Origin of the sequence: Providencia sp. (genome assembly GCF_040396775.1) — a bacterium.
Taxonomy (GTDB): Bacteria; Pseudomonadota; Gammaproteobacteria; order Enterobacterales; family Enterobacteriaceae; genus Providencia.
Window position 1 is genome coordinate 400638 of sequence record NZ_JBEBNT010000002.1, and the last position, 20540, is coordinate 421177.

Genomic DNA, 20540 nt, shown 5'->3' on the forward strand with positions numbered 1-20540 from the left:
ACAGGAGCTTCATCATGGCAATCCAACTTGGTATTAACCCTTTGACATGGACCAATGATGATTTACCCACTCTGGGGGCGGAAACGTCACTGGAAACTTGTTTGACCGAAGGCCGTCAGGCAGGGTTTGCAGGCTTTGAATTGGGGAATAAATTCCCCCGTAAAGCTGACATTTTAGGGCCAATCTTGAAACAACACGACTTACAATTAGTCTCTGGCTGGTATTCAGGTGAGCTATTAACCCGCAGCGTGGAAGAAGAAATTGAAGCTGTGCAAGGCCACTTAGCGTTATTGCGTGACCTTGGCGCTAAAGTGATGGTGTTTGCAGAGGTGACCCATTGTATTCATGGGGATCAAAGTAAGCCTGTGCATATGCGACCACTGTTCCCTGCGGACAAATGGGAAGAATACGGTAAAAAGCTGACTGAATTTGCGAAATATACGTTATCTCAAGGCGTTAAAATTGCCTACCATCACCATATGGGGACCGTGATTGAATCAGCCGAAGATGTGGATAACCTCATGAAATATACGGGTGATGAAGTCGGTTTATTGCTTGATACAGGTCACTTAACATTTGCAGGGGCGGATCCCGTAGAAGTGGCGAAACGTTGGGCTAAACGCATCAACCATGTGCACTGCAAAGATGTGCGTGCCGATGTGCTTAACGATGTGAAAAACCGTAAAACGAGTTTCTTGGATGCGGTACTAGCAGGGGTCTTTACTGTACCAGGTGATGGCTGTGTTAACTACCCTGAAGTTTTCAAGGTATTGAAAAATAGCCAATATGAAAATGGTTGGTTAGTGGTAGAAGCGGAGCAAGACCCGGCAATCGCGCATCCGTTGACGTATGCAACCTTGGGCTATAACAATTTACACAAGTTAGCAAAAGACGCAGGCCTCATCTAAATCTTCGTCATATTTTAGTTTGTGACGTTGTTGGTCTCGTTTACCATCCCTAGATATTGATTTGTGCGTTTCTAGGGATTGGTACTTTAGCCTCAAGCGCGTATTTGATGGCTGAAAAGAGCAAAAAGTTAATTCAATAGGTTGTGAACAACTGTCACAACCTGAAAAAAGCTAGAGGAAAGTTATGTCAAAATTACTGTCGAAATACCATGCTCCAGATGCACATAAGCGTACTCAGCATATCACGCCACAGATTGCCAACTGGGGATATGTACACTTTGATGTGTATGAACTGAAACAAGGTGAATCTATTTCCTTGCCTGCGTCTGAAAACGAAATGTGTTTAGTCTTAGTGGCAGGTAAGGCGACGATCAAAACGCCTGATCAAACGTTTGAAAATATTGGCGATCGCATGGATCCATTTGAGCGTAAAAAACCGTATGCGGTGTATGTGACGGCGCAAGAATTTGCAGAAGTTAAAGCCGAAACGGCTCTAGAGCTTGCCGTGTGCAGTGCGAAAGGAAAAGGCACTTACCCAACCCGTTTAATTGGCCCTGATGATATTGGCGCAGAACAACGTGGTCATGGTTATAACAAACGTTATGTCCACAATATTTTACCCGACAATAAAGCTGCGGACAGTTTGTTAGTGGTGGAAGTGTTTACGGATGAAGGATGCACCAGTTCATACCCAAGCCATAAACATGATACTGATAATGAACCGAATGAAACCTATTTAGAAGAAACCTATTATCACCGTTTGAACCCATCCCAAGGTTTCTGTATGCAGCGTGTTTACACTGACGACCGTGAATTAGACGAATGTATGGCGGTGTATAACAAAGATGTGGTGATGGTGCCAAAAGGGTATCACCCAATGGCAACGGTGGCAGGCTACGATAACTACTATTTGAATGTGATGGCAGGGCCAACACGTAAGTGGTTATTTACATGGGAAAAAGACCATAATTGGGTCAATAGTGACGTGTATGCCGCTAAGCACAAAGCGCAATAAGTTGTGAATAAAGTGAAATAAAGTTGTAAGCACCAAATCTGTTATCTATTTTGCCGGTAAATTATTTACCGGCTTTTTTATGCGTAATTAATAAGCTGCTGTAAATTGTTGGCGAACAAATTGGGCATTATTGACCTCATCAAGGATAGCAACGGCAAAATCTTCCACAGAAATTTTCGCAGGGACATTGCCATTCATCAATAATTCAGTGCCACCCAAACGGAACGTTTCTGTGCGTTCACCAGGTTCTAACATGGCAGCGGGGGACACATAAGTCCAGTCAAGGGTATCGATAGTTTGCAGCTGGTTTTTAAGCTCACGCATGGCTTGTGCGCCGGGTTTAATTTCGGCTGGAAAATCTGGCGAATCAATTAAATCCATATTAGGGGCAATTTTTAGACTACCCGCGCCACCGACCACAATAAAGCGTTTTACCGAGGCTTTTTGTACTGCTTGCAAAATAGCGTTATTCCCTGTGACCGTGTCTTGGTACAAGTTCGGATTTTGCCAGCCGCCGTTAAATGCACTGATCACCACATCTTGGCCTTTCAGGCGAGATGTTAGCCAAGCCACATCGGTAATATCCCCAGATTCTGTTATCAAATGAGCATGTTGTGGCAGGGTGTTGCTATGGCGGGAAATTGCGGTCACTTGGTGATGGCGGCGCAGCGCTTCTGCAACTAATGCTTTTCCTACAAAACCGGTCGCACCAATGATCGATATTTTCATACGGAACCCCTAGTGTGTGACACACTGTTGTTTGATTGATTTTGTAAATATCATCTAATTAAAGTATAGGGCAGATTTATCTTCCGCGGAATGTACTTAGTGCGTTTTCTTGACATCATTCGCCAGTTTTATGGATGCAAGACGTGTTTGCAAAGGGCAACGACGTGTTCCGTTCTTGCTTCGAGGACGGGTGTTAACCCCGCAGGGGAGAGCCCTAGAGAAATTTGCCTTAATGGTTCTGCGATGGCCATCGATAAGATTAAATCGCTGAGCACTACAAAATCCGCCTGTTTGATAAGCTGCTTTTTCTCATGGCGAACTAACCACTGCGTCAACAGTTGGCGGCTGCGCTCGATGCCACTTTTTTGGTATTTATCGAGCAATATATGTTTTTGTTTGAAATCGGTTTGCAATAAACGAAAGAGCCCAACGGCTTCATAAGACAAGACTTTTTGTGCAATTGCATTGATGTTTTGAGTGAGTAAGGCAAAAAAGTTATCGGTTGATTGCGCTTCTTGCTCAAACAGGGGAACAAAGCTGTCTGTCCAACTCAAAATCACCATTTCAATCAGTGTTTCACGGTTATCCACAAACCGGTAAATGGTTTTTTTCGCCACACCTGCACGTTTTGCCACGGTATCAATAGTGGTGGATAAGTAACCCTCTTCAAGGAGCAATTGTGCAGTGGCCTGAATAATTTTTTCTTTTAATTCAGCTTCAGGAACACTGGGTCTACCGCGTGTCGATTTGCTTGGTTCATCTTTTGGCATAAATGGCGCTCTATTTTTTTGTGCTTGACTTAGGCGTATTTTAGCTCAAATATAATTAGGAAACAAATAAAGTTTCCTAATTGAGGTGAACAATGAAAACGAATACCACTTGGGCTGTTGAAAATGTGAATGACCTACTGTTACCCGCACCATTACGGTTAGAGATGGGGATTGAAAGGGATGAAAATGGGTTACTTACCGTTGCAGTTCGGACAGACTTACATGGTTGTAAAGGCCGAATGGTAGAGTGGTGGTTTACGTTTTTTGAAACCACCCAGCACATCCGCTGGTGGCACCCCCATGACCATGTTGCCCACCATGGTTGGGATGACAAATGGAAAAAAGGGGAGAGCTACATTGGCGCATCAATTCATGCGGTTGAATCATTAGGGGAAATCCCGCCCGTTGCGGCTAAATTGAAATTTCGCGAAGCCAGTGACTTTTTTGATTCGAACGCATTGAAACAGGCGATTGAAAACCAATCGATTTCAGGGGCTGTTTGCGCTTCAATTGGTTTTGGGGACCATGTCTTGATGGATGCGCAAGGTTACCCTATTGATGGCAAAATGATGCACATTACACGAGATACAGAGTTTGGCTGCGTTTTGCGGAGTCGTTTTTTACTGGGCGCTTCATTAACAGACCCTGTGAATGAATTACCTGACAATATCGGCCTTGAGTTAATGCGCCATTGTTATAACGAATTTACCTATTTATCGCGTTTCTTACCGTCATTATATTACGGGGAACACGCGAACAATGAGAAAGCCCCTTTACCTTGGTAAACGAAGACGCCGTGGGAAATTAGCTTTTTTCCACGGTCTGCTCAGGTGGATTTCCCTCGCGAAACAATTTCAAAATAATACTCGTCACAATCGCAATTACACCGCCCAATGCCGTTTCTAATACACGGTCGAACAGTAATTCATAGGTCGGATGGCGCCAGTACACCACTTGTTCAAGTACAGAGAGTATCAAACTTGTCACCACAAAAGTCATAAACGTATATCCGTGGTGAAAACTCATTGGCATTAAAAAAGCAAAAACCACCATTGCAATTAACCCGATATACGGCATAAGCGGGGTATTAAATAAAAAATAGAGTAATAAAACAGAAATCAGGCTACCTAAGACTCTCTGCAAGGTAATCTTAATAATGCTTTGTGATTTGGGATGTAAAACAAACACAAAGGTCAGCAGTGTCCAATAAAAATGCCCAAGGTCGATAAACCGTGGAATAGCAAGTGCGAGCAACAATCCCAATGCATAGGTCATTGAGCGAGGGATAATATTTTTACGCAGAGTAAATAAATTGCGTTCCACTAAGGCGCTGGTGATCACACTGTGGCGCGTCATTTTATGGCTAAGCACATAATAGCTAATCAGTGTCACTGCACTGCCAATAATAAAGCCCAACGCTAAGCTTTTAGAGATGTCCGGTAAAATCGTCCCAATTGTTGACATGATAATCATAAATTTCATGGTTAAATCCATGGCGGGATCGGTGCCGTACAATTGATAATAAATAAACGAGAAGATGGCGAGGTAAATATAAAAAGGAATACCAAGGCGTAGGGTATCACCGATGAAAATCGCCACTAAGATCATCAGTAAACAAAATGCGGTGTAAGCATAATTTTTATACTCTTTCGCCGCATTGAATAAATTAAAGGAATATAAGGTTGAGAAGGCTGCCCACATGGCAGCTTGCGCATCTAAAATCGCAAAAGCTGCTGCCGCACTGAAAAACATGCAACTGGTAAAGATAATCCCATCGTGAATAGCTGGAAATGTTCTCATAATACGATATTCATAAACCGATTTTAACTTATTAATTAATAAGATAATTAAATAATAAGTATCGCGGGATTACAAGGGGGAATGTGTATTTTGTCAGATTGGGAATAAATGTTATTGCACAAGCAAAGTGGAGGTAACTTCTGTTTTTATATAGCAAAAAAGGCATAATAGACAAAGAGCAGTCGTAACAATCATAAAGGTAAAAAAATGCAAATAATCAATCCTCATGATTTTGTTTGGGTCGGCAGTAATGAAGACGTCGAGATAGGATCACTTCCCGAATGGGTTGGCGCGCAGTGGAATAGCAAACTGCCACTGACGGTGTACCGTGACAAAGCAGAAGACGGTAACGTGACGGTCGCAATACGGGGCATCAAGCCACATCAACGTGTTACGACACAAATTAAAAAATCAGCAATCACCCACATCATGAACGTTGAGTCATTGGTCGCTGATTCCGTTGAATTGCAAAGGTCGATGTTTATTGCATTGCCACCCGTACAGGTTTTATGGTTGATTTCACAAACCAAATGGCCGTGGAAATGGGGTGTGGCGGGGAGTTGCGCTTATACATTGGCAACGGATATTCAAAGTATGCTGTCTGATTGTGACCTCGATGTGGTGCTGCGTTGCCCAACACGCCATCAAAAAGAAGACTTTGCTGAATTTGCCATCAAAGCCAATACACCTTATTGCCCCATCGATATTCATGTGGAAACGCCGAAAGGCGGTTTTTCATTAGCCGAGTGGTTTAAAAATGACCAAGTCACATTGCATACGCCACAAGGTGATGTGATGACAGCAGATCCGTGGGATGAAACGCTTTAAATGACTTTTGCTTTAAAAATACACGAAGCTCGTTTGTTTGCTGAACACATTGTTTAATAATTAATTTTGATGTTCGTGCAGGTGATTTTTTACCGAGCAATAATCGGTTGAAAATAGCGCAGAGGGAAAAGACTCTGCGCTATTTTTTTAATGAGAAATATGGGGCTCTTGAATGCCAGCTTGTCGCCATTCTTGCATTGCAGGTAAGCTTAGCATACGGGCAACCCATTGTTGCGCTGCTACATTGACGGGGAGCTGGTAACTGTGGATACGAAATGCGACAGGGGCATAAAATGCATCTACTGCAGTAAATTCATTCCCTGCCAGCCAAGGGCCGCCAAATTTTTCCAATCCTTCTTGCCATAACTGTGAAATTCGATCGATGTCCGCCTGCAATTCGCGAGAGATGTCGGTTAACGGTGCATTACGAGAAACATCCATTGGGCACTGTTGGCGTAACGTAGTGAAACCTGAGTGCATTTCAGCGCTGGCGCTACGTGCCCAAGCCCTCGCTGCACGGCCTGTAGGCCACACTTGGGGGTAATCTTCTGCCACATACTCACAAATCGCTAAAGAGTCCCAAACGGTCTGTTTTCCGTCGACTAAACAAGGGACTAACCCCGTCGGAGAAAAACGACTAAATTTGTCATGGCTGCTTTTGCCATTTTCAAAAAAGCAGATGTTTTCCTCAAAAGGAATTTGCAACGTTTTTAATAAAACCCAAGGGCGTAATGACCAAGAAGAGTAATTTTTGTTCGCAATCCAAAGTGTGTACATAGGTCAACCTGCTAATAAGAGAAGAGGGACACAGAGAATACCAATGTAAAAGGAATAGAGTGGGTCTACAAATGTTTTTTATCGCGAAAAAGAATATAGCGAATAAGAATAAGATAGAATTAATAACACTATCAAAAAATAAACTGTCACAGTGATTTACAAAACTGGAAAAAACTTTATTCAAATTTTATTATTTAATATAGACAAAATGAAATAATAAACTATTTTTTATAATGGTGATCGTATTTGAATATCTTCAACAAAATATTTGTCTAACTTTGGGATAGGAATAAAATTAATTTCACCTTATGATCATTACGGCTTAGTTAATTAAATATCACCTTCATCTCTAACTGGTTTTTTATCATGCAATGGAAAAATAATACAACCCGTTATGGGCACCTTACGTTGCTCATTCACTGGTTAGTCGCGATTGTCGTATATGGAATGTTCGCCTTAGGTTTATGGATGGTGACACTGGGCTATTATGATAGTTGGTACCACCAAGCACCAGAGATTCATAAAAGTATAGGAATATTATTATTTATTGTTATGGCATTTCGTGTGATTTGGCGATTTATTTCACCACCACCAAAGCCATTATCAAGCTACAGTAAATTAACTAAAGTCAGTTCTATTACTGTTCAAATTCTGATTTACATTATTTTATTCAGTATTTTGATTAGCGGTTATTTAATTTCGACCGCTGATGGACAACCAATCAGTGTATTTGGTTGGTTTGAAGTTCCCGCTATATTTACTGGCGCTGCAACACAAGCAGATACCGCAGGTGAAATTCACTTGTACCTAGCTTGGGCGGTAGTTTTATTGTCAGTTTTACATGCGTTTGCCGCATTTAAACATCACATTTTTGATCGTGATATTACATTAAAAAGAATGTTGGGTTTTAACCCCGATAAGTAACGTGGAGATAATTATGTTGAAGAAAACGGTTCTTGGTCTGGCTTCTGGTGCACTATTTTTAACAGCGGGTTCTGCACTTGCTGAAACTTACCAATTTGATAAGCAAGGCCAACACGCTTTCATCGAATTCCGTATTCAGCACTTAGGTTATAGCTGGGTGTACGGTAGCTTTAAAGATTTTGATGGTAACTTTACTTATGATGCAAAAGACCCAGCAAAAGACAAAGTTGAAGTAACGATTAAAACAGGCAGTATTGATACTAACCATGCTGAGCGTGATAAGCACTTACGTAGTGCAGACTTTTTAAATGCCTCTAAATTCCCAGAAGCGAAATTCGTTTCAACGGAAGTGAAAAAAGACGGCGAAACTTACAAAATTACCGGTGATTTCACCTTAAATGGTGTAACGAAACCAATCACATTAGATGCAAAACTTATGGGTGAAGGTAAAGACCCATGGGGTGGTTACCGTGCAGGTTTCGAAGCGCAAGGTAACATCAAACTGAAAGAGTTTAACATCAAGTCTGATTTGGGCCCTAAATCCCAAGAAGCTCAACTGTTAATTTCAGTTGAAGGTGTCCAAGCTAAATAGTTTTATTCAAACACCCTCGGGGAGATAAACCTCGAGGGTGTGAGGTTGTTGACAAAGCAGGATAAAAGCGCGGTTTTTCCTGCTTTGTGTTATCAGCCGAAAATCAATAAATTGATTTTCCTTTGTATTTTCAAAACCAATCCAACCTGCAGTCAAACCTAATCGGTTTGTCAGCAGTCTGACTCCCTCGGGGAGATAAACCTCGAGGGTGTTTTTTATTATAAAATAATGAATTGATTTTTTGTGGTAAATTCCCTCACCATTACCTCGCAATTTCCCTTATTCCTATAGCTAGCCCATATTGATACAGGCTAAAATAGTCAATATCACTTTTTTCAGGTTAATTCAGAATGTTATCGTAATGCACACTATAATTATTTGAGTGGCTTAATGTCATCGGGTGATTGAAGGTGATGAAAAGGTAACGTCATAACGTGAAAACGAGCGTAGTTATTCGTTTTATTAAGAAAAGGCAGGGCGACTTTGAATACAAATAGTTCACGTAAAACCGCATTGATTGTTAGCATTATTTTTATTGCATTTGCAGTCGGTTTTTACTGGTTAAGTAAAGATAACAATGTGTTATCTACGGACAATAATACCGCTATTCACTCTGAAGCATTGGTGCAAGCTGAAAAAGAACTACCGATTATTGCAACAGTGAAAAAAATCAGCCCTGAAACCTATCAAAGCTTTGAACATCTGATCACGCAATACGACCCTGAAAATGAAGATATTCGTCGTCAATTGTTCGACCAAGTGGTCGGCAGCGTGATGAAACTGGTTTTAGAGCGGATGGAATATGCATCGGATGATGCGGTGATTAATTTTACCAGTAAGGTCAATGATTACCTTAAAGTCTTGTTGGAAGAAGACCCAACAGGGCAAACGTGTTTTTATTCACTGTTTCCACATTTAAGAGAAACCGCTGAAATCATTCCACCGAAAAAAAGCCAAGCGGTATTATTAAAGCAAATTCAAGCCACTAATGAATTATTGATTTCCAGTGAAGCGGGTAAAACACAGGCGCTGATGTCTCCGACTGAATACACGGAAACACTCGCTCAATTAGCAACGGGCCTCAGTACTAAATATGGTGCTGATGCCGCAATTCTTGGGAATTTAGACGCGGGGAAAAAATCCCCTGCACTGGCTTGCCAAATCTCTATTAGTTTTTATGATGAAATTCTCGCTATTCCTGACAATGGAAAAAAAGCGGCATTATTGCGTTCTTTATTTTCATCAGTGAATAACTAGTTTTAAGTGAATAATAGCATCTCATAATGAGGTGCTATTACGTATTATTAATTATTACATTTATTTTATTCACATCTCCTGCCATTTTTTATACTTTATCTGTGCAAAATTCATCATCTGAATTTATGTAGTATGCTTACTATATCAATCTGTTAGTTTTATCTCTTTTGGAGGTGGCATGAAGTTCGTTCAAAAAAGTATTGTGACGCTCATTACCCTCGCGGCAATTTCTTTGCCCGCCGTGGTTAGCCAAGCTTGTACCCGTGTTGTGTATTTAGGGGAGAATGAGCAAATCATGACAGGGCGAACCATGGACTGGAAATATGATATCGGCACTAACCTTTGGATTTTCCCACGCGGTATGACGCGGGATGGTGTTGCAGGGCCGAATTCAATGAAATGGAAATCGAAATACGGCAGTGTGATTGCGTCAGGGTACGATATTTCGACCACTGATGGGGTAAATGAGGAAGGATTGGTTGCCAATCTACTTTGGCTAGCAGAGTCAAAATATCCGCAAGTGAATGATAAACAACCTGCATTATCAATTTCATTATGGGCGCAATATGTTTTAGATAACTATGCGACTGTCGCCGAAGCGGTTGAAGAGCTTGAAAAAAATCCATTGCTGGTGGCCACTGATAATGTGCCTGGCCAAGACCGTTTAGCCACCTTGCATTTATCGATTTCAGATGCCAGTGGTGACAGTGCAATCATCGAGTACATCGATGGTAAGCAGGTTATTCATCATAGCCGCAAATACCAAGTAATGACCAACTCGCCAGCCTATGAAAAACAACTGGCAATGCAGGAATATTGGCAAGGTATTGGTGGCACGGTGATGTTGCCGGGCACGAACCGTTCAGCGGATAGGTTTGCTCGGGCGCAGTTTTATGTCAATGCGATTCCACAAAACACCACAGCAAATAAAGCGGTTGCGAGTGTATTTGGGGTGATCCGTAATGTCTCTGTACCTTATGGTTTAAGCTCTGAATCTTCCCCTGAGATCTCTTCAACCCGCTGGCGCACACTGGTGGACCATAAGCGTCAATTATACTTTTTTGAATCAGCGCTCACGCCAAATATCTTTTGGACAGACTTAGCGAAAATTGATTTTTCAGCTGAGACTGGGAAAGTGAAAAAGTTGGAGCTGGGTGAAGAGCAAAGCCACATCTATTCAGGGGATGCCACCAATAATTATGTAGTGACAAAACCATTTGAATTCTTAGGGCTTAGTGCAAAACAATTGGGCTATTAATGCCTAATTTTTAGGTATCAACCTGCGGCAATTGCGGTAGGTTGATATGTATCAAAGCCTCAGTAATTTATTGATGAATACTTTGCAGATAATAAACGAACAGTATAAGATGTATTTAAAATGCAACTTATTGGTGATGATATGAATGAGCTAGTGTGTTACAAGACCATGCCTGTCTGGGATAAAGCGTCTCTTCCGTTAATGTTCCAAGAACGTCATAACACAAAAGAAGATTCTTATGCGCAATTGAAGGTGCTGCAAGGGTCTTTGGATTTCATTATTTTTAATGATGATGGTAGCGAGCAACATTTTACGTTTGATATAAACAACCAGCCGCCAATAATTGAACCGCAAGTTTGGCACCGAATTTCTGACTGTAGTGATGACCTGCAATGTCAGCTTTCATTTATGTGTAAGCCTGAGCTCAAATTTTTTAAAGAATACGGTTTGACTACCCCGCATTCTGAAGTGCGTTATCTGTGTGAAAATAATCTTTCCAAGCCATGTAAAACACTGGATCTTGGTTCAGGGCGTGGACGCAATAGTTTCTACCTAGCATTGCAAGGGTATGATGTCACTTCAGTTGATATCAATCCGCAACATATTCAAGCGATTGATTTTGTTAAAAAACAAGCGGGTATTGAAAATATCAGCACCGCGGTTTATGACATCAATAGCCATCAAATCCAAGGCGATTACGATTTAATCATTTCCACCGTGGTATTAATGTTCTTACAGCGGGAAAAAATTACAGATGTGGTAAGAAATATGCAAGAACACACTTTATCTGGCGGAATAAACGTGATTGTCTGCGCGGTTGAAACGCCAGACGCACCAATGGATTTAGTGCCATTCAAGTGTTTCTTGAAGCCGGGCGAGTTAGAAGGCTATTACCAAGATTGGGAAATCTTAAAATACAACGAAAACCCAGGCCATTTACACCGCACAGATGCGCAAGGTAACCGCATAAAATTGAATTTTGCGACATTAATTGCCAAAAAGAAATAAATGATGATTAAGAAAAATGGGGGCTTTGATTAGCCCCCTATTTTATGCAACAAGTTAAGCTTCAGCGGCTTTTTCTTTATCACTACGCGCTAAGGTTCTTTCTAACAGAACAGCGTATAACGGTCGGCCACCTAAGAATTGCGCCATCATTGTGGCACCAATACAGGTGATAATCATCGGTAGGATTAACTGGTAATTATTGGTCATTTCCAATACTAAGACGATCCCTGTTAAGGGGGCTCTCACTGTCGCAGCAAATAATGCGCCCATTCCTGCGATAGCAAATGTCCCTACCTCAATTTGGTATTCAGGGAAAATGGCTAATGCACTGTAACCAAAAATCCCGCCAAATAAGGTCCCTAGAGCCAATAACGGTGAAAAAATCCCGCCGGGTGCCCCTGAGCTAAAACTAATGGTTGAAGTTAGAAAACGCAGTGCAAAAAATAGCAATAAGAAAGTGACAGTAAAGCTGCCTGCGACCATCTGGTGGATCACGGCATAACCGCCGCCCACAATCTCAGGCATGTAAACGCCAATTGCCCCGCAAAGGCCGCCAATTAACCCGCCCATAAGGACAAAACGTGAAAGTTTGTTTTGGTAAAAACGTTGAAACTGGCTTTGTAGGAATAGCAAAAAGCGGTTAAAGCAAATTCCAATAACGCCAAACAGCATACCTAAAACAAGGTATAGCCACAGGGTATTCATCGGCGCTGCGGAGAATTGTCCAATATTGAGTACTGCGGATTCACCGTTGATTAAGCGGTAGACTATTGTTGCGGTGACGACACCAATAAATACCGCTTTAATGGAGATTAAACTGTATTTAAATTGCGGGCGCATCTCTTCGATAATAAATAATATCCCAGCTAGTGGGGCATTAAATGCGGTCGCTAAACCAGCCGCTGCCCCCGATGCTAATAATGTATGGCGGGATTCATTATCTTTTAGGCGAAAAAGGTCATAGAACATTTGGCTAATATTGGCACCTAATTGCACTGTTGGGCCTTCGCGGCCTAAAACCATCCCTGAGCCTAATGTGCCAAGTCCACCAATAAATTTTACGGGGATCACTCGCCACCAACGGACAGGGCGTAAATCTTGTAAAGCGCCTTCAATTTCAGGGATCCCTGACCCTCCAGATTCTGGAGAAAAGCGTTTTACGAGGTAATAGCCAATCATCGCCAAAATGGCAGAAACAAAAAACATGGCGATCACAACCAGCCATTTATTGCTGGCTAGTTCACCAACCGATTGAACACGTGAATTGCTGACCCAGGTTGTACCTATTTCAAATAAAGAGCCAACTAACCCAACAAATGCACCAATAATGGCAGACAGTAAGAGGATCTTTAATGGTGTTTTATCCGAGCTTTTTATACGTGTGAACAACCCTCCTGCTGAAGTGGGGGTTGATTTTTGGGATGAATTTTCTTGTATCATCTTTATTGGACTCTCTAATTACGACCAAATAACAATCACTTATATTCAGTATAACAAGTCTTGACCTAAAACCATCATGGGAAATGATTTTTTTAATGGACTCGGGCTGGAGAGAATAAAAATAGCACAGGGAAAAGCGAATTTGTTTATTTAGCATACTTTTATTGATGTGAATAGTTCTCATTAACATTGAATGTTAATCTAGATCAATAAATGGTTAGATAACCTAAAAATGCCTCTTTTTTATTCTAATAAAGAGCGTAATCTTAATGTTGTATTTAAAATGCAACTTTAAGAGGCGAACAACATGTACTGTGTGCAATGTGAACAAACAATTAGAACTCCAGCTGGAAATGGCTGTGCATACGCGCAGGGTATGTGCGGTAAAACAGCTGAAACGTCTGACCTACAAGATTTATTAGTTGCTGTATTGCAAAGCTTATCTGCGAGTGCGGCAACGGCACGCACTTTAGGCGTTATCGATCATGACATCGATAGCTTTGCACCCCGCGCATTTTTTTCTACGTTAACTAACGTGAACTTCGATTCAGATCGTATTATCGGTTATGCACGTGAAGCGATTTATTTACGTGATAAATTAATCAAACACTGCCAATCAGTGAATAGTGCAGTTGCATTCAATCACCCACTGATTAATTTGCAATTAGAGGGAACTGATATCCCAACATTGCAAGCACAAGCCGCAAAATTTGCATTAGATATCGATAAAGCACAAGTCGGTGAAGATATCCACGGCCTGCGCATGCTTTGCTTATATGGTTTAAAAGGTGCGGCAGCGTATATGGAGCACGCACATGTGTTAGGCCAGTATGATAATGATGTTTATGGTCAATATCATGAAATTATGGCTTGGCTTGGTACTTTACCAGCAGATATGAATGAATTGCTCGATAATTCCATGGCAATTGGTTTGATGAACTTCAAAATCATGGAAATTTTAGATGCAGGAGAAACAGGGGAATTTGGTCACCCAACCCCAACGGAAGTTAACGTTCGCCCTGTTGCAGGAAAATGTATTTTAATTTCAGGCCACGACCTGAAAGACTTAAAAATGCTGTTAGAACAAACAGAAGGGACAGGAATTAACATTTATACCCATGGTGAAATGTTACCTGCTCACGGCTACCCAGAACTGAAAAAATACGCACACTTAGTGGGTAACTACGGTAGCGGCTGGCAAAATCAGCAAGTGGAATTTGCGAAGTTTCCAGGCCCTGTACTGATGACCTCAAACTGTATTATTGACCCAGATGTTGGTGATTATAAAGACCGCATTTGGACACGCAGTATTGTTGGTTGGCCGGGCGCAAAACACCTTGAGGGTGATGATTTTGCTGAAATGATCGCACAAGCACAATCATTAGCAGGTTTCCCATACACCGAAATCGAACACAAAATCACCGTTGGTTTTGGTCGTCAAACACTGTTAAGTGCAGCAGATGCAGTCATCGATTTAGTCTCGCAGAAAAAATTACGCCATGTATTCCTTGTTGGAGGATGTGACGGTAGCCGTGACGAAAGAAGTTATTACACCGATTTTGCACGCGCAGTCCCTGAAGATTGCCTAATTTTAACACTGGCTTGCGGTAAATACCGTTTCAATAAATTAGATTTTGGCACGCTCGAAGGCTTACCACGCTTACTTGATGTGGGTCAGTGCAATGATGCCTACTCAGCGATTATGCTTGCTGTGAATTTATCTGAAAAACTGGGTTGTGGTATCAATGATTTACCACTGAGCTTAATTTTGTCGTGGTTTGAGCAAAAAGCCATCGTGATTTTATTAACACTTCTGGCGCTCGGCGTGAAAAATATTTACACCGGCCCAAGTGCACCAGGTTTCTTAACTGAAAACTTACTCAATGTGTTAAATGAGAAGTTTGGAATGCGCAGTATTACGACAGTTGAGCAAGATTTGGCTGAAATCTTACCTGCATAATTAGCCAGACAAATATAACAAGCCTTAAATACTGATATGAGAAGAGGGGGTGTAAGCCCCTTTAAAGGAGTCATGCGATGACAATGCCAAGCAGTTTATGTCCAAACAGAATGCAAATTCATTCGATTGTCCAAGAAACATCGGATGTTTGGACGATCAACTTAATTAATCACGATTTTTATATGTATTCGCCAGGGCAATATGCATTGGTTAGTATTAAAAATAGTGATGATGTCATGCGGGCTTATACTCTCTCCTCATCGCCGGGTCAAAGCCGTTATATTTCAATTACTGTTAGGCGGTTAGAGGATGGTGCTGGTTCTAACTGGTTAACTCGTGCAGTAAAACCGGGAGATTACCTCTGGTTGTCTGAAGCGCAAGGGGAGTTCACTTGTGCGAATGTAAAAAGCCAACAATATCTGATGCTTGCTGCAGGTTGTGGCGTGACGCCAATTATGTCGATGACTCGCTGGTTGATGGCTAATCGCCCTGAAACGCATGTAAAAGTCTTATTTAATGTGCGAGATGACAAGCAAGTGATTTTTGCACAGGAGTGGCAACAACTGACACGTGCGTACCCAGACCGTTTACAGTTATGCATTATGGCAGAAACGCCAGATAATGGTGAGTTAGCCCAAGGCCGTTTAAATGAAGAAAAACTGTATGCATTAGTCCCCGATATTGCCTCACGGGTGGTGATGACTTGTGGACCAGTTCCTTATATGAAAAATGCCCAGCAATTTGCGGCTAATTTAGGTGTACCTGCCGAACATTTCTTTATGGAGCGTTTTTCTACTGAGCCAGAAGTGGTTGATAGTGAAGATGTACTGACACTGAAAATCCGCCAACGTTTAGCTGATTTTAAAGTACCAGTGGGTATTTCGCTATTATCCGCATTAGAACAAAATAAACAGCCTGTTATTGCTGCATGTCGTGCGGGTGTTTGTGGAAGCTGCAAAACAAAAGTATTGTCAGGTAATTACACGACGACAAGCACAATGACATTGACCGCCGCTGAAATTGCCGAGGGGTATGTTTTAGCATGCAGCTGCCAATTACAAGGTGACACTGAAATTGCGTAAATTTATTTAAATATAATATACTGTCCCATGAGTTATTTAATGGGGCAGTATTTCATATGAAAATGGGTTAAAATTTACAATACATAAAATAAGAGTAAGCTTTAATGTTCTAATTGCGGATTTTGCAAAAAATATATCGATAACTTACTTAATGTATTGATCGCTGAAACAGCAACTTCTTTATTAGGATCTTGGCATAAGTCTATGATTCTTATAATAGCATCATTATATTCAATCGTTGCTTTAAAATCCCCTAAAGCAGAAATTGCCGCGATTTTTATTTCATCATTTACACGAAACGTTAAGCTAGTTAACATTCCTACAATTACTTTATCCATAATAAAATTTTCACGGTTAATAAATTCTGATTTATTTTAAGATAAATTTGCTGATATTTAACTCTGAATTGAAATAAAAAAACATTTATATAAATTAAAAAAAATGACCATGAGTTATTTTATGGAGTTAAATATCGCACTAAGTAAATTTTCATATCTAAATTTTAAGTATTTTGGTTTTAATAAAAGAATAAATTACGCCCTATAATAGTATTAGTGATTTATCCTACTCTTTATATGGGTGTGAATTATATTAAATGGGGAGAATTCAACTTGGAAAGTTTAAATAGGCTATGGGGCTGAAATTTGGTAAGTATTCTATTTATGTAATATAAAAATTACTAACGATTATATTAAATACACTTTTAATTCCCTGCGTGATTATTGATTTCTTTATCTTTTTATCCTAATTAATCATAAAAGTTATTTAAAATTACATTTTGTTACTTTATGTATTTATATTAAATATTAACTTAAACAGAACCTAAACGGTAAGTTTCCTATGCGTGAAAAACCGTAGCAATAGGGTGGTAATTAATTTCTCAGTGGGTATAATTCGCGCCGCATCCAAAGTGCAGTATCTCGTTAGGCGAGGCTCCTATACAAACATAGGTTACTGATCTGACGACGTCGAGAGACGCCCAAGATTAGGACAGGATATATCGACCGAAGGTATATCCCCATGTAACTTCCTGTTAAATGCAGGATACGTTGTATAGTGCTAAAACCGAGACGAAGAGATAGCTTTCGCATTCTCTCATCTGGTTTCGCCCCTATGTGAGTACTGTTTGAGTAACCAACAGTAGCTAGGGACTAAAAAATGACATTCACTACCCAGAACAAAGCGGGAGCAGTTGCAATTGCTCAATCCGCGATGAAAGACGCACGCCTCAAAGGCAATAATACACAACAACCAAAAATCGATGACGCCACAGTCAGCGCATATATGAGCCAATCATATCTGCCAGTTTCTGTCGCAGATTCAATTGCTTGTGTAAAACAAAATCTTATTGAGCATCTTGAAGGCGAGCAAATCCCCACCTATTTATTTGTTGTCGATAGTGACAATTATTTAAATGGCATTCTTTCAGTTAAATCATTACTAGCCTCACCTGAAGACTTATTTGTGTCGGATATTATGCGTCACAATTATTTTTCAGTTGCGCCAGAGCAGTCTCGTCATGATGTTTATGACCTGATTAACCACAGTGGGTTAGATATGATCCCAGTGGTGCAATTTGGCAAGCTAATGGGGGTTTTACGCCCACAAGATATCGCTGAACTGATTGAAGATGAGAATACACTTGATGCGCAGCTACAAGGCGCAACCACACCACTTGATGAACCTTATTTAACCACAAGCCCAGTTACACTATGGCGTAAGCGTGTGGTTTGGTTATTAATGTTGTTTGTGGCGGAAGCGTACACTGGAACAGTTTTAAAAGCATTTGAAGAACAGCTTGAAGCCGCAATTTCACTGGCTTTCTTTATTCCATTATTAATTGGAACAGGGGGCAACAGCGGAACACAGATCACCTCGACATTAGTCCGTGCAATGGCATTGGGTGAGGTGAGTTTGCGTAATCTCGGTACTGTTCTGAAAAAAGAGGTTTCAACCTCGTTTTTAGTCGCAATTACCATTGGCGGCGCGGCGTTAATCCGTGCTTGGGTTTTAGGTGTTGGCCATGAAGTGACTATCGTGGTGAGCTTAACCATCGTTGCCATCACTATGTGGAGCGCGGTTGTTTCTTCCATTATCCCTATGGTATTGAAGAAACTGAAAGTTGACCCAGCGGTGGTCTCTGCACCGTTTATCGCGACCTTTATTGATGGTACTGGCTTAATTATTTACTTTGAAATTGCTAAATTAGTGATGACGGAGTTTGCTTAAGCGCACGCCTCAAACTTGATGCGGCAGGAAATCAGTTTTCTGCCGCAGCGCCAATCCTTTCTCCTTGTTTTAAAATCTCCCCACATTGACGACACAAATATTGGTTTTCCCCTCGTACCACTTTATTGTGGCGACGAATAGTTAATTGATGCACAGTTTGGCAAGCACAGTGATAAGAAAATGTTTTGCTTTTTACCGTTGCAACGGCAAAGTTGTGCGTACGTTTTGCATTAACCTCCAATACATGCTGCATCATCCATTTCCATTCTTTTCCGTGAGGCGCAATGCCTTTACGGCCAAATACATGATAAACCAGTAAATGTGCAAGTTCATGGGGGATAACTTCATCGACAAAGCTGTCTGTATTTTCAATCAGTAATGTTGCGTTGATGCGAATTTCCCACTCTTTCAGGTAAGCACTACCTGCTGTGGTACCGCGCTGTTTATAGTTAACAGAAGGTTCTGGAAATGTTTGTTCCAGCTTTTGTTCAGCAAGGGCAAGTTTTTCGCGTAGGACTCGCATAACGTGCTGTTGTAGGAAAATGGGGACTCGAATGGTTTTCATTCGTTAAGAATACGCGATGCAGATGTTCACAAACAAGTAAAAATTGACGGTTATTATATTAAACAATATATTGTATTTATATATAATATTGTTAAATATAAGTGACCATATGAATAATATCGCATCGGAACAACAGCTTTCAGCCATGAAACAGGCTGCATCACAAACAGCTTCTTTATTAAAAACGCTGGGTAACCCTGATAGGTTAATTTTATTGTGCCAATTGACACAAGGGGAAGCTTGTGTCAGCGATTTGGAACAACAGCTTGGTATTCAACAGCCTACATTATCCCAGCAACTTACTGTACTGCGTAATGACGGGCTGGTGAAAACTCGCCGTGAAGGCAAACGTATTTATTATGCGATTGCTGATGAAAAATTATTTACGTTGCTCAATACGTTATATCAGCTTTATTGCCCAGTGCAGGAGAAATAAGATGAGTATTGATTGGGTCAATTTTACACCTGGTTCGGCTGCAATCGGTGGGGTATTGATTGGTATCGCTGCGGCAATTTTACTGATTTTTAACGGACGAATTGCTGGAATTAGCGGTATTTTAGGCGGGATTTTAAAACCTACGAAAGGGGATACCGCATGGAAGGTCGCCTTTATTTTGGGCATTATCATTTCACCACTTTTATTTATGTGGGGTGCTTATACCCCCGAAGTGAACATTGCTGCAAGTACACCTGTTTTGATAATTGCAGGTTTGTTAGTCGGGTTTGGGACACGTTTAGGAAGCGGGTGTACAAGTGGGCACGGTATTTGTGGCATGGCACGTTTTTCCCGTCGCTCAATTGTCGCCATACTGATTTTTATGGTTGTCGCTTTTGTGACCGTCGCAATTTCTAATCACTTTGGGTTAGGAGGATAAACCGATGCCAATTCTGATTGCGTTAATTTCGGGCGTCTTGTTTGGCTTAGGGCTCGTGCTTGCGGGAATGGGGAACCCTGCCAAAATTTTAGCCTTCCTTGATATCACAGGGAATTGGGACCCTTCGTTACTGGTGACAATGGCCGTTGCAATGGTCATCAGCGGAATGTCTTATGCATGGGTAAAAAAGCGCCGCATGAGCGTGTTAAATTGCCCGTTACAAATTCCAACCAATCAAAAAATAGACAAAAAATTGGTGATAGGGAGCGCACTATTTGGCCTTGGCTGGGGGTTAGCAGGGATTTGCCCTGGGCCTGCATTGTTATTGACAGGTTTGGGGATCACGCAAGGCATTATTTTTGCGCTGGCAATGATCGCGGGGATGTCAGTTTACCAATTTAGCCAAAAATCCTAAGTCATTTAACCTGATTTAGGTTTCAAGCAATAAAAAACCCATCATGATGATGGGTTGAGGTTGTTGACAAAGCAGGATAAAAGCGTGGTTTTTCCTGCTTTGTGTTAT

At 41.1% G+C, this 20540-nt stretch carries 22 protein-coding genes and 1 riboswitch; of the genes, 15 read left to right on the forward strand and 7 right to left on the reverse strand.

Features of this window, described 5'->3' with window-relative positions:
* Positions 1–14 precede the first annotated feature (14 nt).
* Complete coding sequence (gene iolE / locus ABWP91_RS04310) at positions 15–908, forward strand: myo-inosose-2 dehydratase (protein ID WP_353242191.1); 894 nt, start codon at positions 15–17, stop codon at positions 906–908.
* A gap of 184 nt (positions 909–1092) precedes the next feature.
* Positions 1093–1923: a 5-deoxy-glucuronate isomerase gene (gene iolB / locus ABWP91_RS04315; RefSeq protein ID WP_353242192.1), complete on the forward strand. Its 831-nt coding sequence runs from the start codon at positions 1093–1095 to the stop codon at positions 1921–1923.
* Positions 1924–2010: 87 nt separating this feature from the next.
* On the opposite strand, the gene ABWP91_RS04320 is transcribed toward iolB, so the two are convergent.
* Positions 2011–2652, reverse strand: a complete 642-nt coding sequence (locus ABWP91_RS04320; protein WP_353242193.1) for an NAD(P)-dependent oxidoreductase — start codon at positions 2650–2652, stop codon at positions 2011–2013.
* Positions 2653–2780: 128 nt separating this feature from the next.
* Positions 2781–3422, reverse strand: a complete 642-nt coding sequence (locus tag ABWP91_RS04325) for a TetR/AcrR family transcriptional regulator (RefSeq protein ID WP_353242194.1) — start codon at positions 3420–3422, stop codon at positions 2781–2783.
* Between the two features lie 92 nt (positions 3423–3514).
* Here ABWP91_RS04325 and ABWP91_RS04330 point away from each other — a divergent pair, with 92 nt between their 5' ends.
* A complete protein-coding gene (locus ABWP91_RS04330; protein WP_353242195.1) occupies positions 3515–4207 on the forward strand; it encodes a DAPG hydrolase family protein in 693 nt (230 codons plus the stop codon).
* Positions 4208–4226: 19 nt separating this feature from the next.
* On the opposite strand, the gene ABWP91_RS04335 is transcribed toward ABWP91_RS04330, so the two are convergent.
* Positions 4227–5222: an FUSC family protein gene (locus tag ABWP91_RS04335; RefSeq protein WP_353242196.1), complete on the reverse strand. Its 996-nt coding sequence runs from the start codon at positions 5220–5222 to the stop codon at positions 4227–4229.
* A 207-nt stretch (positions 5223–5429) separates the two neighbouring features.
* On the opposite strand from ABWP91_RS04335, the gene ABWP91_RS04340 reads away from it, so the two are divergent.
* Positions 5430–6050, forward strand: coding sequence for a malonate decarboxylase holo-ACP synthase (locus tag ABWP91_RS04340; RefSeq protein WP_353242197.1), 621 nt, complete (start codon positions 5430–5432; stop codon positions 6048–6050).
* A 147-nt stretch (positions 6051–6197) separates the two neighbouring features.
* Here ABWP91_RS04340 and ABWP91_RS04345 read toward each other — a convergent pair whose 3' ends face one another.
* Complete coding sequence (locus tag ABWP91_RS04345; protein WP_353242198.1) at positions 6198–6827, reverse strand: glutathione S-transferase family protein; 630 nt, start codon at positions 6825–6827, stop codon at positions 6198–6200.
* A gap of 366 nt (positions 6828–7193) precedes the next feature.
* Here ABWP91_RS04345 and ABWP91_RS04350 point away from each other — a divergent pair, with 366 nt between their 5' ends.
* The 5 genes from ABWP91_RS04350 to tehB all read left to right on the forward strand — a co-directional run bounded on the left by ABWP91_RS04350 (position 7194) and on the right by tehB (position 11866).
* Complete coding sequence (locus ABWP91_RS04350) at positions 7194–7751, forward strand: cytochrome b (RefSeq protein ID WP_353242199.1); 558 nt, start codon at positions 7194–7196, stop codon at positions 7749–7751.
* A gap of 13 nt (positions 7752–7764) precedes the next feature.
* Entirely contained in the window at positions 7765–8343 is a 579-nt protein-coding gene (locus ABWP91_RS04355; protein ID WP_219246444.1) for a YceI family protein, read from the forward strand.
* Positions 8344–8826: 483 nt separating this feature from the next.
* Entirely contained in the window at positions 8827–9600 is a 774-nt protein-coding gene (locus ABWP91_RS04360; protein ID WP_353242200.1) for a topoisomerase IV, read from the forward strand.
* 178 nt (positions 9601–9778) lie between these two features.
* Positions 9779–10858: a linear amide C-N hydrolase gene (locus ABWP91_RS04365; RefSeq protein WP_353242201.1), complete on the forward strand. Its 1080-nt coding sequence runs from the start codon at positions 9779–9781 to the stop codon at positions 10856–10858.
* A gap of 120 nt (positions 10859–10978) precedes the next feature.
* A complete protein-coding gene (gene tehB, locus ABWP91_RS04370) occupies positions 10979–11866 on the forward strand; it encodes an SAM-dependent methyltransferase TehB (RefSeq protein ID WP_353242202.1) in 888 nt (295 codons plus the stop codon).
* Between the two features lie 54 nt (positions 11867–11920).
* Here tehB and clcA read toward each other — a convergent pair whose 3' ends face one another.
* Positions 11921–13306: a H(+)/Cl(-) exchange transporter ClcA gene (clcA, locus tag ABWP91_RS04375; RefSeq protein WP_353242203.1), complete on the reverse strand. Its 1386-nt coding sequence runs from the start codon at positions 13304–13306 to the stop codon at positions 11921–11923.
* Between the two features lie 307 nt (positions 13307–13613).
* Here clcA and hcp point away from each other — a divergent pair, with 307 nt between their 5' ends.
* Together hcp and hcr are read left to right on the forward strand one after the other, a co-directional pair.
* On the forward strand, positions 13614–15266 hold the full coding sequence (gene hcp / locus ABWP91_RS04380) for a hydroxylamine reductase (protein ID WP_353242204.1): 1653 nt from the start codon (positions 13614–13616) through the stop codon (positions 15264–15266).
* A gap of 77 nt (positions 15267–15343) precedes the next feature.
* On the forward strand, positions 15344–16348 hold the full coding sequence (hcr, locus tag ABWP91_RS04385; RefSeq protein ID WP_353242205.1) for an NADH oxidoreductase: 1005 nt from the start codon (positions 15344–15346) through the stop codon (positions 16346–16348).
* 101 nt (positions 16349–16449) lie between these two features.
* On the opposite strand, the gene ABWP91_RS04390 is transcribed toward hcr, so the two are convergent.
* Complete coding sequence (locus tag ABWP91_RS04390) at positions 16450–16686, reverse strand: HEAT repeat domain-containing protein (RefSeq protein WP_219246457.1); 237 nt, start codon at positions 16684–16686, stop codon at positions 16450–16452.
* Between the two features lie 574 nt (positions 16687–17260).
* A riboswitch (M-box (ykoK) riboswitch) is annotated at positions 17261–17433 on the forward strand.
* A gap of 73 nt (positions 17434–17506) precedes the next feature.
* On the opposite strand from ABWP91_RS04390, the gene ABWP91_RS04395 reads away from it, so the two are divergent.
* A complete protein-coding gene (locus ABWP91_RS04395; protein WP_353242206.1) occupies positions 17507–18577 on the forward strand; it encodes a magnesium transporter in 1071 nt (356 codons plus the stop codon).
* A 31-nt stretch (positions 18578–18608) separates the two neighbouring features.
* On the opposite strand, the gene ABWP91_RS04400 is transcribed toward ABWP91_RS04395, so the two are convergent.
* Complete coding sequence (locus ABWP91_RS04400; RefSeq protein WP_353242207.1) at positions 18609–19142, reverse strand: SprT family zinc-dependent metalloprotease; 534 nt, start codon at positions 19140–19142, stop codon at positions 18609–18611.
* A 109-nt stretch (positions 19143–19251) separates the two neighbouring features.
* On the opposite strand from ABWP91_RS04400, the gene ABWP91_RS04405 reads away from it, so the two are divergent.
* The 3 genes from ABWP91_RS04405 to ABWP91_RS04415 are packed head-to-tail and all read left to right on the forward strand — an operon-like array spanning position 19252 to position 20432.
* Complete coding sequence (locus ABWP91_RS04405) at positions 19252–19578, forward strand: ArsR/SmtB family transcription factor (protein ID WP_353242208.1); 327 nt, start codon at positions 19252–19254, stop codon at positions 19576–19578.
* 1 nt (position 19579) lies between these two features.
* The gene (locus ABWP91_RS04410) at positions 19580–20017 is read left to right on the forward strand and encodes a YeeE/YedE family protein (protein WP_353242209.1); all 438 of its coding nucleotides are present in this window, start codon (positions 19580–19582) and stop codon (positions 20015–20017) included.
* Between the two features lie 4 nt (positions 20018–20021).
* A complete protein-coding gene (locus ABWP91_RS04415; RefSeq protein ID WP_353242210.1) occupies positions 20022–20432 on the forward strand; it encodes a DUF6691 family protein in 411 nt (136 codons plus the stop codon).
* Positions 20433–20540 lie beyond the last annotated feature (108 nt).